Origin of the sequence: Mesorhizobium qingshengii (assembly GCF_900103325.1) — a bacterium.
Classification (GTDB): Bacteria; Pseudomonadota; Alphaproteobacteria; order Rhizobiales; family Rhizobiaceae; genus Mesorhizobium; species Mesorhizobium qingshengii.
Window position 1 is genome coordinate 147,758 of record NZ_FMXM01000008.1, and the last position, 13,228, is coordinate 160,985.

Consider the following 13,228-nt stretch of genomic DNA (forward strand, 5'->3'; position numbering starts at 1 on the left):
CATGCCGGCCAATGCCGCGCAGCGATTTTGGGCCAACGACATGCACAAAACAAAAAGCGGACCCGGCAAACGAGACACTCTGCCGGGCATGTCGGGCCTCGGCCGCGCCGGCCGTCTGGAATTCCATTCCGAAAACCCTGGCGCCACTGGCGACGGCCGCCCTTGCAAGCGGCGGGCAAAGGCGTTACCTGACGGAAAAAGCCCAACAAAAATGGGACGTCCCGGAGCCGACCGATGACCTATGTCGTGACCGACAATTGCATCAAATGCAAATACATGGACTGCATCGAAGTCTGTCCGGTCGACTGTTTCTACGAAGGCGAGAACATGCTCGTCATCCATCCTGACGAGTGCATCGACTGCGGCGTCTGCGAGCCGGAATGTCCGGCCGACGCGATCAAGCCCGACACCGAGCCCGGCCTCGACAAGTGGCTGCAGATCAACACCGAATATGCCGAGAAATGGCCTAACATCACCGCCAAGAAGGAGCCGCCGGCCGACGCCAAATCGTTCGACGGCGAGGCCGGCAAGTTCGAGAAATACTTCTCGGCCGAGCCAGGCGAAGGCGATTGACAACACCGCCGTAAAGAGCGGTATTACGCAGCGTAACAGGGACGACACATTGACCGCCTTGACAGGCGGCGATTGCGTATGGCCTTCGCTTATGCAGCAAAACCTTGATTCTTCCGACTTTTTGTGCTACATCAACAAAACATGCCGGTGACACAACGTCGATTGATGGCGCAGACGCCCCAAATCACTGAAAGGTGAAAATCCCATTCCGGACCAGAGCGATCTGGGCCAGGCGGTCGCAATCTCTGCGGTTTGCCGGTCCCGGCTTTTCCGGTGGGTTCGTCTGTTGTGCGGCTAACGATCGGTTTCCCCGATCGCGCGAGTTCGGGCCGGCAGGACGCCGGCGCCACAACAAGGAGTTCAGGGCGTAATGGCAACGATCACCCCGCAGAAGAAGTCCACCGCTGCGCGTCACGGTTTCAAGACCGGCGAGTACATCGTCTATCCGGCGCATGGCGTCGGCCAGATCGTCTCGATCGACGAGCAGGAAGTTGCTGGACACAAGCTGGAACTGTTTGTCATCGACTTCCAGAAGGACAAGATGCGCCTGAAGGTGCCGGTCGCCAAGGCGACCTCCATCGGCATGCGCAAGCTGTCGGAAGAGGACTATGTCGAGCGCGCGCTGAAGGTCGTGCAGGGCCGCGCCCGCGTCAAGCGCACCATGTGGTCGCGCCGCGCCCAGGAATATGATGCGAAGATCAATTCCGGCGACCTGATCTCGATCTCGGAAGTTGTGCGCGACCTCTACCGCGCCGACAACCAGCCGGAGCAGTCCTATTCCGAACGCCAGCTTTACGAGGCGGCGCTCGACCGCATGGCCCGCGAGATCGCGGCCGTCAACCGCATGTCGGAAACCGAAGCCGTGCGCCTGATCGAGGTCAACCTCAACAAGGGCCCCAAGCGCGGCGCCAAGGCCGACAATGAGGAAGCCGAGCAGGAAGAAGCTGCCTGAGCTTCTTCGCCCTTGAGTTCATGAAAAACCCGGCCTCGCGCCGGGTTTTTTGCTTTTTGGGAAGACGAGGTGAAGGCCGCGCCTATGCCTCGCCGCCACCTCCCTTCTCCGCCTCCTGCTTCAGCGTCGCGATGAAACGCCTGGTGCGCTGGTGCTCGGGATTGCCGAACAGCACGGCGGCCGGTCCCTTCTCGACGATGACGCCGGCATCGAGAAACACCACTTCCTGCGCAATCTTGGAGGCGAGGCGCAAATCGTGCGTCGCCATCACCATGGTCGTCCCTTCGCTGGCAAGCTTGCCAAGCACGTCGACCACCTCTTGCGCCAGCTCCGGATCGAGCGCCGAGGTCGGCTCGTCGCACAGCAGCACTTTCGGCGATGGCGCCAGCGCCCGGGCGATCGCCACGCGTTGCTGCTGGCCGCCCGACAGCGTCGCCGGCCAGGCGTCGGCCTTGTGCGCCATGCCGACCTTCTCCAGCAGCGCGAGCGCCCGCTCGCGTGCCCTCTCGGGTGGCCATTTCAGCACCGTCACCAGCCCTTCCATGACATTCTCCATCGCGGTGCGGTGCGGGAACAGCTGGAAGTTTTGGAACACCATGCCGGTCTGCAGGCGCAGGCGCTGGATGTCCTTTGCCGGGACCTTGCCACCTGGGCGGAACTCAAGCATCTCGTCGCCGATGCGCACCGTGCCCGAGGTCGGTATCTCCAGCAGGTTGATGCAGCGCAGCAGCGTGCTCTTGCCGCCGCCCGAAGGACCGACCAGCGCGGTGACGCTGCCCTCGGCGATGGTGACCGTCACGCCCTTCAGCACGAGATTGTCGCCGAAGCGCTTTTCGATGTTGGTGAGGCCGATCATGAGCGCGCCTCCAGGAAGCCGCCATAGCGGTTGAGCCGCGTTTCCAGCCGCGTCTGCAAGGCCGACAACACCGAGCTAAGCGCCAAATAGAGGATCGCCGCCTCGACATAGAGGATAAGCGGCTCATAGGTGGTGGCGACGATGCGCTGCGCTGCCTGGAACATCTCCGGCACCGTGATGGCGGCGGCCAGCGACGTGTCCTTGACCAGCGAGATGAAGGTGTTGGAGAGCGGTGGCACCGCGACCCGGCCGGCCTGCGGCAGGATGGTGCGCCGCATCGCCTGGCTCCATGTCATGCCGATCGAATAAGCGGCTTCCCACTGGCCCTTCGGCACCGAGCCGATGGCGGCGCGAATGATTTCCGACGTGTAGGCGCCGATGTTGAGCGTGAAGCCGATCAACGCCGCCGGAAAGGCGTCGAGCAGGATGCCGACCGAGGGCAGGCCGTAGAAGATGAGGAACAGTTGCACCAAGAGCGGCGTGCCACGGAAGATCCAGACATAGAAGCGCACAAGCGCGACCAGCGGCTTCGGGCCGAACAGCCGGGCAAGTGCCGCGCCCAGGCCGACGGTCAGGCCAAGCACGAAAGACAGCAGTGTCAACGGCACGGTGAAGATCAGCGCCGCCCACAAAAGCGAAGGCAGCGACTCCAGCATCAGTTGCAGCCAGTGCGGCACGAAGGCCCCTCCTTGCGATTTGCCGTTCCAGGCGAGACGGCTTCATCGAAGCGCGAACACACGCGCCATATCACGCCAAAGGCGGCGGGCCGTCAAAAGACGGTCCGCCGCCAGGCATCCTTGCATGGGCCGGCAAACCGGCCCGCCTCGTGAAATTACTTCGACACGTCCTGACCGAAATAGGTGTCGGCGATCTTCTTGTAGGTGCCGTCGGCCTTGATGTCGGCCAGCGCCTTGTTGATAGCGGCAACCAGCTCCGGATCGCCCTTGCGCACGATGACGCCGGAATAGTCGGCGTTTTCTTCCTGCGCCGCGATCTTCACATTGGCATCCGGCTTGTGCTTCTTGAAGTCGAGGAACGACAGGCTGTCATTGATGGTGGCGTCGGCGCGGCCGGTCAAAAGCAGCTGGATCGACTGGTCGAACCCATCGGTGCCGACGAGCTCGGCGCCGTTCGTCTCGGCCAGCTTGCCGAAGTTCGAGGTCAGCGACTGCGCCGATTTCTTGCCCTTGAGATCGGCGAAGGTCTTGATGTCGGTGTTGTCGCCGCGCACGATCAGCACCGCCTTGGAGGCGATATAGGGATCGGAGAAGTCATACTTGGCCTTGCGGGCGTCGGTGATGCCGACTTCGTTGATGACGGCATCATAGCGATTGGCGTCGAGGCCGGCTATCAGCCCGTCCCACTTGCCTTCGAGGAACTCCACCTTGACGCCGAGCTTCTCGCCAATCGCCTTGGCGATCTCGACGTCGAAGCCGACCAGCGCGCCGGCGGCATCATGATAGGTGAACGGTGCATAGGTACCTTCCGTGCCGACCTTGATGACCCCGGCCTGCTTGATTTGGTCGAGATTGGCGCCGGCATGGCCAGCGGTGACAGCCAGAACCTGCAGCGTTCCGGCGACGATGAGCGACTTGAGCCATTTCATTTTTCTGTGATCCCGTCCTTGGCTTGATATCCGGCATGTTGTGAGCGCTGGAAACTGACAGATGCAAGACGAAAAAATAAGGAACAGGATTTCAAAAACAATGGGTTTCTGAAACCAGATTCTCTAGATGGCATGTTCCAGCGGCGATTGACGTCGTTGTCGGTCAGCGCCGACACCTCTCAGGCACCACGATTCGCCGGGCAACAGCCACGGAACCATTCCCGCACATGGCACGTTCTGGGTTTGTAGGGCACGACGCCGCCATTTCAACCCGGCGCCTGTCAAACTTGCAAAGTCATCCGCATCGCCTGAGCCAGGGAGCGCCTCATGATGGAAGACACAGCAGGACGGATCATGGTCCGCGCGGCAATGAAGGCCCCCTATCTCGAACGTGACGAGGAGCATCGGCTCGCATTGCGCTGGAAGCAGGACAACGACCAGAACGCGCTGCACAGCATCACCGTTGCCCATATGCGGTTGGTCATTTCCATGGCCTCCAAATTCCGCCACTACGGTCTGCCGCTTGGCGATCTGATCCAGGAAGGTCATGTCGGGCTGCTTGAAGCGGCGGCCCGCTTCGAGCCGGAGCGCGAAGTGCGGTTCTCGACCTACGCGACCTGGTGGATCCGCGCCTCGATGCAGGACTACATCCTGCGCAACTGGTCGATCGTGCGTGGCGGCACCAGCTCGGCGCAGAAGGCGCTGTTCTTCAATCTGCGGCGCTTGCGTGCCCGTCTGGCGAATGGTGCCGAACCGCTGTCCAATGCAACGCTCTACCGGGAAGTGTCGGCCGCGCTCGGCGTCTCCGAAGCCGATGTCGCCATGATGGATTCACGGCTGTCGGCGCCCGACTCCTCGCTCAACATGCCGCTGGCCGACGATGCGGGTGCCACCGAGCGCATGGATTTCCTGGTCTCGGACGATCCGCTGCCCGACGAGGTCGCCGGCGACACGATCGATGTCGAGCGCCGTTTGGTCTGGCTGAAAGCAGCACTTGGCGCGCTCAACGCGCGCGAACTGAGGATCATCGAGGAGCGCCGGCTGAGCGACGAGGGGGCGACGCTCGAGGCACTCGGCGAGACGCTCGGAATTTCCAAGGAGCGCGTCCGCCAGATCGAGGCCCGCGCCATGGAAAAGCTAAAGATCGCGCTGGTGAAGCAGAATCCTGAATTTCTGGCGACAGCCGCTTGAGGCCGTGCGGGCGCATCGGCGCCCGGCGGCTTGCAACGAATGCTCACTTGTCAGTGACGATCTTGACCTTGTCGCCGGCCGAAACCGCGGCGCCCGGCGACAGCGCATTGAGCACGCGGAACAGGTCGAGCTTGCGGTCGACGCCGACCATCTGGGCCGAAAGCGAACCCATCGTCTGGCCCGGCTGGACCGTGACGACGCGGATATGCAGCGGCTTCAACGCCGCCTTTTCGGCAGCACTGAGGATACGGAACGAGCCGCTCACCGAACGCGCCACGGTGTCCAGCGAGGTGCTGGCCGAGGGTGCCGCGGTCAGCAGTCGATAGACCTGGCCGCCGGCACGGATCACCGCGATGTCGAACTGCCAGCCTTCGGCGCCGGCATGCGCGGTCGCCGCCTCGTTGCCGTTGATCGTTTCCTGCTTGACGCTGCTGTCGTCGAGACCGGCCACCCAGCCGCTGCGGATATAGTCGGTCAGCGCGCGGTTCTTGTCGATCGAGACGCCATCAAAGCGGATCGCAATGTCGCCCGGCCCGGTTGCCGTCACCGCGGCCGCCGAATTGTCGATAATGAAGCCCTCGGGTACCGAGAAGGACACGCCGAGGCCCGGATGCAGGAAGGTCTCGCCGCGCACATAGCCTTCCTCGGGTGTGTCGCCATAAAGCAGGCCGTCTATGCCGGCGAGGAAGGAATCGCGGTCGCGCGTGCCGACGCCGGGCGCGCCGAACTGGCGGGCATGGCGCTGCGCCAGATCGATGCGCTGCGGCGTGTTGGGATGCGTCGCCAGGAAGTCGAGGCTGGCATCGGTGGCACCGCTGATCGAGCGGAAGTCGGTGTAGGCCGACATCGACTGCAGGAAGCGGCCGGCGGCGAAAGGATCGTAACCGGCTTCGCCGATCGACTTGATGCCGATGGCGTCGGCCTCCAGCTCCTGGTTGCGCGAGAACTGCGCGAGTCTCAGCTTGCCGCGGATCAGCGCCGCCTTGGCGGTCGGGCTGTCGCCGAGCACGTCCGAGACGACCTTGGTCGCCAGGCCCTCCTCGGCCTCCAGCTGCTGGCGCTGCAAGCCGTGGTTGGCGGTGACGTGGCCCATCTCATGGGCGATGACCGCCGCAAGCTCGGCCGAATCATTGGCCAGCGCCAGCAAGCCACGGGTGATGTAGAGATAGCCGCCCGGCAGCGCGAAAGCGTTGACGTTGGGCGAATTCAGAATGGTGATGCGATAGGTCTGCGTTGGATTGGCCGACACCACGGTCAAATTGCCGACTACCTTGGCGACCATGCGCTCGAGCTTGGGGTCGGAATATTCGCCGCCATAGGTGGCCAGGATGCGCGGATGCTGTGCCTTGGCCAGTTCGGCGAGCTTGTTGTTGGCGCCGACATTGTCGACGGTGATCGGCTTGTCTGATGGCTGGAAGCCGGATTCCTGGACTTCCGGAGGCGTGAACATCTGGCAGCTTGCCAACGCCACGGCAAAGCCAGCCAGCGCCAGAAAGCGCGCCAGCGGGTTCATTCGTAGTCTGTCAACGCCGATCGCCAGAACGGCTTCCTTTCGGGTCCCGGCGCATGACCACGAAAATCGGGGGCGATCTTCGGAACGTGTCACGCGCAAAAAACAAACTGCTACAGCATCCGTCGTGCGTCCTTCCGGACGCGCGGCGGATGCTGTAGGCAAATCACGGCGTGTGCCGGACCAGTAGGGCGGACCTAGCCACACTACCCCAGTCATGGCAAGCAAGCGCCACATCGCCTGAACCCGGTTTGGCCGTAAATTATGTCCGCTTCCGGGCAATATCTCGTGATACGGCATCCCTGGCACTTGCACCGACATAGCGCCGGAACACGTCCGGACCAGCCCCGGCAAAGAAATCTTCCGCCTTGCCGGTTGCCGCTACCACGCCATTGTCCAGGAACACCACGTGCTGGCTGATACGACGGGCATCTTCGGGCTGGTGCGTGACGAACAGCACCGTCATGCCGCGTTCGGCGTGCACAGCGGCGATGAGGTCGAGCATGTCATCGCGAAGCGCCGGCCCGAGCGAAGCGAAGGGTTCGTCAAGCAGGAGCACCGGACGATCGCGCACCAGCACACGAGCCAGTGCGACGCGCTGGCGTTCACCACCGGAGAGTTCGCGCGGCAGGCGCCTTTCCTTGCCGGCAAGGCCGGTGCGCTCCAGCGCCGCGGCGATGGCGGTCCGGTCAGCCTCGGTCAGCCGCAGGGACGGCGAACGGCCGAGCCCGACATTCTGCTCGACGGAAAGATGGGCGAAAAGGTTGTTTTCCTGGAACACCATCGACACCGGCCGCGCCGAAGGCGGCTCGGCACTGACATCGGCGCCGCCGATCAGCACGCGGCCGGACTGCGGCATCTCGAACCCGGCGATCAGATTGAGCAGCGTCGACTTGCCGGAACCGCTCGGCCCCATGATGGCGGTGATTTTCGCCGCGGCGAAATCGACATCGAAGACAAGCGGCGCTTCGCCATAGCTGAACGACACCTTGTCCAGCCGCACCGAAGCGCCCTTTTCAAGCCTGCTGGCCGCCCCGTCAGGCATCCCGGTACTTCTCCCTTCCCAGCCAGTGCGCCGCCATGATCAATGCGAGGCAGACGAGGCCGAGCAGCAGCGCCAGACCAGCGGCGTCCTCGGTGCGGTAGCTGCCCATGCGCGCCAGGAGAAGGTAGGGCAATGTCTGTACGGAATCACTGCCGAACAGCGCGATGACGCCGAGATCGCCGAGCGACAGCGCCATGGCAAAAGCGAAAGCAGTCGCAAGCGGCCGCCGCAGCGACGGCCAGTCGACCAGAATGAGCCGGTTCCAGCCCGCAATGCCGAGCTGTTCACAGAGCCGTTCGTGGCGCTCGCTCGCCGCATCATAGGCGGGACGGACAGCGCGCAGCGCGAACGGCATTGCCATCACGGCGTTGACGGTGACGACCATGACCGGGGCGATGGCGAAGACGTCGCCGATATGACGCAGCAACAGGAACCAGCCGGCGCCGATGACGATCGGGGGCACGACGAGGACAAAACCGGCGCCGGTATCGGTGGCATGTTCGAGCAGTGTCCTTGCGCTGGCGCGGCGAGCGAGCGCCAGCGCCCGGCGTGCCATGGTCAGCGCCAGCGACAGCATCACCGAAAGCAGTGCCGACAGGAAAGCGAGCACCACACTGGTCAGTGTCGCCTGTCGCACGGCGGCCTCACCGGCCAGCCGGCCGAGATCGGCGCCGAGCCCGGCCATCACCGTCGCCGCCATCGGCCCGACAACGAACGCCAGCGCAAGCAGGATCAGCACGACGTTCAGCGAGGTCTCGGTCCCACTGACGGAAAGATAGCGGCGCGGCGCGACCGGCAGGCTGGTGTCGCCGACGGCATTGGCGCCGAGCCGCGTCAGCGCCAGCGCCACGACAAAGGTCAACGCGATCTGCAGCAATGTCAGAGTGACGGCCCGCGCGGGATCGAAATCGAAGCGCAGCGCCTGATAGATGCCGACCTCGAGTGTCGTCGCGGCCGGCCCGCCGCCGAGCGTCAGCACGATCGTGAAGGATGTGATGCAGAGCATGAAGACAAGCCCGGCAACCCCTGGCAGGGATGCCCGCAGCGTCGGCCATTCGATCAGCCGGTACGCCGGCCGGGCCCCCATGCCGAGTTGGCTCGCCAGCCGCCATTGGTCGGCCGGTATGGTCTGCAGCGCCTCGAGGAATAGCCTTGCCGCCAGCGGCAGGTTGAAGAAGACATGCGCGACGAGAATGCCCGACAAGCCATAGATGCCCGGCCAACCCTGGCCGCCGACCGTGCTCAGAAAGCCGGCGAAATAGCCGGCGCGGCCATAGAGGGCGAGGATGCCGAGAGCCGCGACGATGGCCGGCAGCGCCAACGGCACGGCGAAAAGCTGCAGGATGAAAGCGCGGCCGAGGAAACGTGGATGCCGCGACAGGGCGCGCGCCACGAACAGTGCCGGGCCGACGGAAAGCAGCGTCGAAAGTGCCGCCTGCCACAGCGTGAAGCGCACGACGCGCAGGAGATAGGGATCGAAGGCTGCCCATGCGCCGGAAAAGTCATGGGCGCCTTCGAAGAGCAGGCCGGCAAACGCGCCGCCAATCAGCAGCGCGATTGCGGCAAGTGCGACAATGCCAGCGGTGATGCGAAAATCAGAGGACGCGCGCCTTCCACCCTCCCCCTTGTGGGGAGGGTCGGAGCGCGGATGACGCGAAGCGGTGTCCGCGAGCCGGGGTGGGGGTGAGGCCGTGCTCAGCGTCGCAACCCCCACCCCGCTCCGCTTCGCGGATCGACCCTCCCCACAAGAGGGAGGGTGAAGAGCGCGCTCATTTGCTCATCACCGCCAGCCATTCATCGACCCAGGCCTTGCGGTTGGCCGCGACCTCCTCGGGGCTGAACAGCAAGGTCTTGGTCGGCTTGACCAGTTTGTCGAAGGCCGGATTGAGCGGCTTGTCGGTCTTGCCGGCCGGGAACATCCAGTTGGTCTCGGGGATGGCGTCCTGGAATTTCGGTCCGGTCATGAAGGTCATGAACTTCTCCGCAAGCGGATTTTTCGCGCCTGTCGTGGTGATGCCGGCGACCTCGATCTGCAGGTACTCGCCCTCCTCGAAGGACGCGGCCTGGTAGCGCTCGGTATTCTCGGCGACCATATGGTAGGCCGGCGAAGTGGTGTAGGACAGCACCATCGGCGCCTCGCCCTTGGTGAACAGGCCATAGGCTTCGCTCCAGCCCGGCGTCACGGTCAGCACCTTCGCCTTGAGCTTGGCCCAAGCTTCCGGCGCCTTGTCGCCATAGACCGACTTCACCCACAACAGCAGGCCAAGGCCCGGCGTAGAGGTGCGCGGATCCTGGATGACGATCTTGTCGTCGGCGCTGCCCTCGACCAGGTCCTTCAGGCTCTTGGGTGGTGTCTTTAGCTTCTCGGTGTCGTAGACGACGGCGAAGTAACCGTAGTCAAAGGGGACAAAAGTGTCGTCGCTCCAGCCGCCCGGCACGTTGATGTCCGCCACCGCGCCATGCGGCGCGAACAGGCCGGTGGCCTTGGCATCGGCGGTGAGATTGGTGTCGAGGCCAAGCACGATGTCGGCCTTGGTCGATGCCCCTTCCAGCTTGACCCGGTTGAGCAGCGCCACGCCATCGGCGACCGAGACGAAGTCGACATCGCAGCCGCATTCGGCTTCGAATTCCTTCTTCACCACCGGACCGGGCCCCCAGTCGGCGGTGAAGCTCTCATAGGTGTAGATGGTGAGCTTGTCCTTGGCCAAGGCTGGCCCGGACAGGACAACGGCCATTGCTGAGACAAGAGAGTATAAAAGCGTGCGCATCGGCGCCTCCTTCGTTCGAATTGAAAGGAATTGAGGCGTCGGACTATCCGAAACGTCTAATCCCTCCGCCGGTACAAACCGGATCAGGTTCAGCGGGTTGGCGAGACTGCCTCTCAGCCGGTCCGCGAAAGATCGCGTCCGGCACCCCGTTAGAGCGTTTCGACACATAGGCCCGGCCGATGAACCGCGCAAGTGGGAGTCTGCCGGCCTTCCGTTTCCGTTGCCGGGCTGGTAAGGGCCACAAGATATGAGCACATTCACCATCCTGCTTGGCGGCGATCTCATCCGCACGCCCCGGCTCGACCGCCAGGTCGAGGGCTCCCGCGTGATCGCCGCCGACGCCGGCATCGGTCATGCGCGGCTGCTCGGCCTTGTCCCGGAACTGTGGGTGGGTGATTTCGATTCGGTGCCGGCCAATCTGCCGGATGATCTCGCCGCAGTGCCCCGCCGGACCTTTCCGGCGGAGAAGGACAAGACCGATGGCGAACTGGCCATCGCCGCCGCGTTCGAACGCGGCGCGACCAGCCTTGTGCTCGCCGGCGCTTTCGGCGGCAAGCGTGCCGACCACGCTTTCCTGCATCTGGCGCTTGGCCTGCGGCTGGCCGAAGCCGGGACCGAGGTGCTTCTGACCAGCGGCGCCCAGGAAGCTGTCCCCCTGCTGCACGGAACGGCCGGCTTCGACTATGCCGACGGCACGCTGTTTTCGGTGCTCGGCTTTTCCGAGCTTGCCGGCCTGACCGTCACTGGCGCCAAATGGCCGCTGAACCACGTGAAGGTGGCGTTCGGCTCGTCGCTGACGATTTCCAACGAGGTCAAGGGCCGTCTCGGAATCGCCCTGGACCATGGTCGTGCGATGCTGCTCGCTCACCCCTATCCATTACCCGAAAGCTGACATGGCCCCGCCCCTTCTCAATCTCGACGGGATAAAACTGACCTTCGGCGGCACGCCGCTGCTCGATGGTGCCGCCTTGACGGCTTCGGCCGGCGACAAGATCGCGCTGGTCGGCCGCAACGGTTCCGGCAAGTCGACGCTGCTGAAGATCGCCGCCGGCCTGATCGAACCGCAGGACGGCGAGGTTTTCCGCCAACCTTCGGCGACCGTCCGCTATTTGCCGCAGATGCCCGACATGGAGGGTTTCGCGACGGTCCGCGCCTATGTCGAGGCGGGGCTTGGTCCTGCCGACGATCCCTACCGCGCCAGCTATTTGATGGAGCATCTCGGTCTCACGGGGGAGGAGCGGCCGAACGATCTTTCCGGCGGCGAGGCCAGGCGCGCGGCCCTTGCCCGCGTCATGGCGCCGGAGCCCGACATTCTGCTGCTCGACGAGCCTACCAACCATCTCGACCTGTCTGTCATCGAATGGCTGGAAGAGGAGCTCGTCCGCACCTCCTCGGCACTGGTCGTCATCTCGCACGACCGCCGCTTCCTCGAGCGCGTATCTCGCGCCACCATCTGGCTCGATCGCGGCCAGACCCGCAGACTGGACAAGGGCTTTGGCCACTTCGAGGAATGGCGCGACCAGGTGCTGGAAGAGGAGGAACGCGAGCAGCACAAGCTCGGCCGCCAGATCGTGCGCGAAGAACATTGGCTGCGCTATGGCGTGACGGCGCGGCGCAAGCGCAACATGCGCCGGCTCGGCGAACTGCAGACCATGCGCCAGCGCTTCCGCGGCCATCGCGGCGCCGAAGGCTCGGCCACGATGGTGGCGAGCGACGCCACCGAGTCCGGCAAGCTGGTGATCGAAGCCAAGAACATCGAGAAGAGTTTTGGCGATCTGACCGTGGTCAAGGGGTTTTCGACCCGCATCCAGCGCGGCGATCGCGTCGGCCTGGTCGGGCCGAACGGCGCCGGCAAGACGACGCTGCTGAAGATGCTGACCGGCGAGATGAAGCCGGATGCCGGTTCCGTGCGGCTCGGCACCAATCTGGAGATCGCCACGCTCGACCAGAAGCGCGAGGCGGTCGACCCGCAGGAGACGCTGGCGCAGTATCTCACCGACGGGCGCGGCGAGAACCTCGTCATCAATGGCGAGCAGCGCCATGTCGTCTCCTACATGAAGGATTTCCTGTTCAAGCCGGAGCAGGCGCGCACGCCGGTGCGCGAGCTTTCCGGCGGCGAACGGGCGCGCCTGCTGCTGGCGCGCGTGCTGGCGCGACCGGCAAACCTTCTGGTGCTCGATGAGCCGACCAACGATCTCGACATGGAGACGCTGGAACTGTTGCAGGAACTGGTCGCCGGTTTTGCCGGCACGGTCATCCTGGTCAGCCATGATCGCGACTTCCTCGACCGCACCGTCACCAGCATCATCGCGCCCGACGGTGCCGGCCGCTGGATCGAATATGCCGGCGGCTATTCCGACATGCTGGCGCAGCGCGGCGGCACCAGGCTCGACGACCGCAAGGCCCGTGCCAAGGCTGAGGCCGGCGATGCGCCGGCGGCGGGCAAGAGCGAGGCCGCCGCCCCAAAGGGACTCGCGAAAAAACTGTCGTTCAAGCAGAAATTCGCTTTGGAATCGCTGCCCAAGAAAATCGAGGCGGTGACCGCTTCGATCTCGCGACTGGAAAACAACATCGCCGATCCAGCCTATTACGAGCGCGATCCGGCCTCGTTCCAGAAGACCATCGCCGCCCTCGACAAGGAGCGCGCGACGCTGGCTGCGCTGGAGGAGGAATGGCTGGAGCTGGAGATGCTGCGCGAGGAAATGGAAGGGTAGTGGCGTGCGCCAG

At 64.2% G+C, this 13,228-nt stretch carries 13 protein-coding genes and 1 riboswitch; of the genes, 6 read left to right on the forward strand and 7 right to left on the reverse strand.

What is annotated here, in order from left to right; all coding sequences use genetic code 11:
• Position 1: 1 nt before the first annotated feature.
• From BLS48_RS34975 to BLS48_RS14985, 3 genes are all read left to right on the forward strand, one after another.
• Positions 2-238 carry a hypothetical protein gene (locus BLS48_RS34975; protein ID WP_143019433.1) on the forward strand — a complete coding sequence of 79 codons (237 nt, stop codon included), beginning with the start codon at positions 2-4 and terminating at the stop codon, positions 236-238.
• Positions 235-573, forward strand: a complete 339-nt coding sequence (gene fdxA, locus BLS48_RS14980; RefSeq protein WP_091578737.1) for a ferredoxin FdxA — start codon at positions 235-237, stop codon at positions 571-573. Before BLS48_RS34975 ends, fdxA begins: the two co-directional genes overlap by 4 nt.
• A gap of 370 nt (positions 574-943) precedes the next feature.
• Positions 944-1,525 carry a CarD family transcriptional regulator gene (locus BLS48_RS14985; RefSeq protein WP_006327799.1) on the forward strand — a complete coding sequence of 194 codons (582 nt, stop codon included), beginning with the start codon at positions 944-946 and terminating at the stop codon, positions 1,523-1,525.
• A gap of 82 nt (positions 1,526-1,607) precedes the next feature.
• Here the strand turns inward: BLS48_RS14985 and BLS48_RS14990 are convergent, their stop codons facing one another.
• From BLS48_RS14990 to BLS48_RS15000, 3 genes are all read right to left on the reverse strand, one after another.
• Positions 1,608-2,381: an amino acid ABC transporter ATP-binding protein gene (locus tag BLS48_RS14990; RefSeq protein WP_091578739.1), complete on the reverse strand. Its 774-nt coding sequence runs from the start codon at positions 2,379-2,381 to the stop codon at positions 1,608-1,610.
• A complete protein-coding gene (locus BLS48_RS14995) occupies positions 2,378-3,058 on the reverse strand; it encodes an amino acid ABC transporter permease (protein WP_091578741.1) in 681 nt (226 codons plus the stop codon). The genes BLS48_RS14990 and BLS48_RS14995 overlap by 4 nt, the downstream gene beginning before the upstream one ends.
• A 155-nt stretch (positions 3,059-3,213) precedes the next feature.
• Positions 3,214-3,987, reverse strand: coding sequence for an amino acid ABC transporter substrate-binding protein (locus BLS48_RS15000; RefSeq protein ID WP_091578743.1), 774 nt, complete (start codon positions 3,985-3,987; stop codon positions 3,214-3,216).
• Between the two features lie 327 nt (positions 3,988-4,314).
• On the opposite strand from BLS48_RS15000, the gene BLS48_RS15005 reads away from it, so the two are divergent.
• Entirely contained in the window at positions 4,315-5,178 is an 864-nt protein-coding gene (locus BLS48_RS15005; RefSeq protein WP_091578744.1) for an RNA polymerase factor sigma-32, read from the forward strand.
• A 43-nt stretch (positions 5,179-5,221) separates the two neighbouring features.
• Here BLS48_RS15005 and BLS48_RS15010 read toward each other — a convergent pair whose 3' ends face one another.
• The 4 genes from BLS48_RS15010 to thiB form a co-directional block, all read right to left on the reverse strand.
• Positions 5,222-6,691: a M48 family metalloprotease gene (locus tag BLS48_RS15010; RefSeq protein WP_091578746.1), complete on the reverse strand. Its 1,470-nt coding sequence runs from the start codon at positions 6,689-6,691 to the stop codon at positions 5,222-5,224.
• A 259-nt stretch (positions 6,692-6,950) separates the two neighbouring features.
• Positions 6,951-7,733: a thiamine ABC transporter ATP-binding protein gene (gene thiQ / locus BLS48_RS15015; RefSeq protein ID WP_091578748.1), complete on the reverse strand. Its 783-nt coding sequence runs from the start codon at positions 7,731-7,733 to the stop codon at positions 6,951-6,953.
• Positions 7,726-9,321, reverse strand: a complete 1,596-nt coding sequence (gene thiP / locus BLS48_RS15020) for a thiamine/thiamine pyrophosphate ABC transporter permease (protein ID WP_091578939.1) — start codon at positions 9,319-9,321, stop codon at positions 7,726-7,728. Before thiP ends, thiQ begins: the two co-directional genes overlap by 8 nt.
• 181 nt (positions 9,322-9,502) lie before the next feature.
• Entirely contained in the window at positions 9,503-10,501 is a 999-nt protein-coding gene (gene thiB / locus BLS48_RS15025) for a thiamine ABC transporter substrate binding subunit (RefSeq protein WP_091578749.1), read from the reverse strand.
• A 43-nt stretch (positions 10,502-10,544) separates the two neighbouring features.
• A riboswitch (TPP riboswitch) is annotated at positions 10,545-10,660 on the reverse strand.
• Between the two features lie 88 nt (positions 10,661-10,748).
• Between thiB and BLS48_RS15030 the strand changes: the two genes are divergently transcribed.
• Together BLS48_RS15030 and BLS48_RS15035 are read left to right on the forward strand one after the other, a co-directional pair.
• Complete coding sequence (locus BLS48_RS15030) at positions 10,749-11,393, forward strand: thiamine diphosphokinase (protein WP_091578751.1); 645 nt, start codon at positions 10,749-10,751, stop codon at positions 11,391-11,393.
• Position 11,394: 1 nt separating this feature from the next.
• A complete protein-coding gene (locus BLS48_RS15035) occupies positions 11,395-13,215 on the forward strand; it encodes an ABC-F family ATP-binding cassette domain-containing protein (protein ID WP_091578753.1) in 1,821 nt (606 codons plus the stop codon).
• The last annotated feature ends 13 nt before the right edge of the window (positions 13,216-13,228 follow it).

Bases quoted from the DNA above. Each gene is read 5' to 3' on its own strand.
- thiQ (WP_091578748.1), bottom strand. From the start codon at position 7,733: ATGCCTGACGGGGCGGCCAGCAGGCTTGAAAAGGGCGCTTCGGTGCGG.
- BLS48_RS15000 (WP_091578743.1), bottom strand. From the start codon at position 3,987: ATGAAATGGCTCAAGTCGCTCATCGTCGCCGGAACGCTGCAGGTTCTG.
- fdxA (WP_091578737.1), top strand. From the start codon at position 235: ATGACCTATGTCGTGACCGACAATTGCATCAAATGCAAATACATGGAC.
- BLS48_RS14990 (WP_091578739.1), bottom strand. From the start codon at position 2,381: ATGATCGGCCTCACCAACATCGAAAAGCGCTTCGGCGACAATCTCGTG.
- BLS48_RS15010 (WP_091578746.1), bottom strand. From the start codon at position 6,691: ATGAACCCGCTGGCGCGCTTTCTGGCGCTGGCTGGCTTTGCCGTGGCG.
- BLS48_RS34975 (WP_143019433.1), top strand. From the start codon at position 2: ATGCCGGCCAATGCCGCGCAGCGATTTTGGGCCAACGACATGCACAAA.
- BLS48_RS15035 (WP_091578753.1), top strand. From the start codon at position 11,395: ATGGCCCCGCCCCTTCTCAATCTCGACGGGATAAAACTGACCTTCGGC.
- BLS48_RS15030 (WP_091578751.1), top strand. From the start codon at position 10,749: ATGAGCACATTCACCATCCTGCTTGGCGGCGATCTCATCCGCACGCCC.
- BLS48_RS15005 (WP_091578744.1), top strand. From the start codon at position 4,315: ATGATGGAAGACACAGCAGGACGGATCATGGTCCGCGCGGCAATGAAG.
- BLS48_RS14985 (WP_006327799.1), top strand. From the start codon at position 944: ATGGCAACGATCACCCCGCAGAAGAAGTCCACCGCTGCGCGTCACGGT.
- thiB (WP_091578749.1), bottom strand. From the start codon at position 10,501: ATGCGCACGCTTTTATACTCTCTTGTCTCAGCAATGGCCGTTGTCCTG.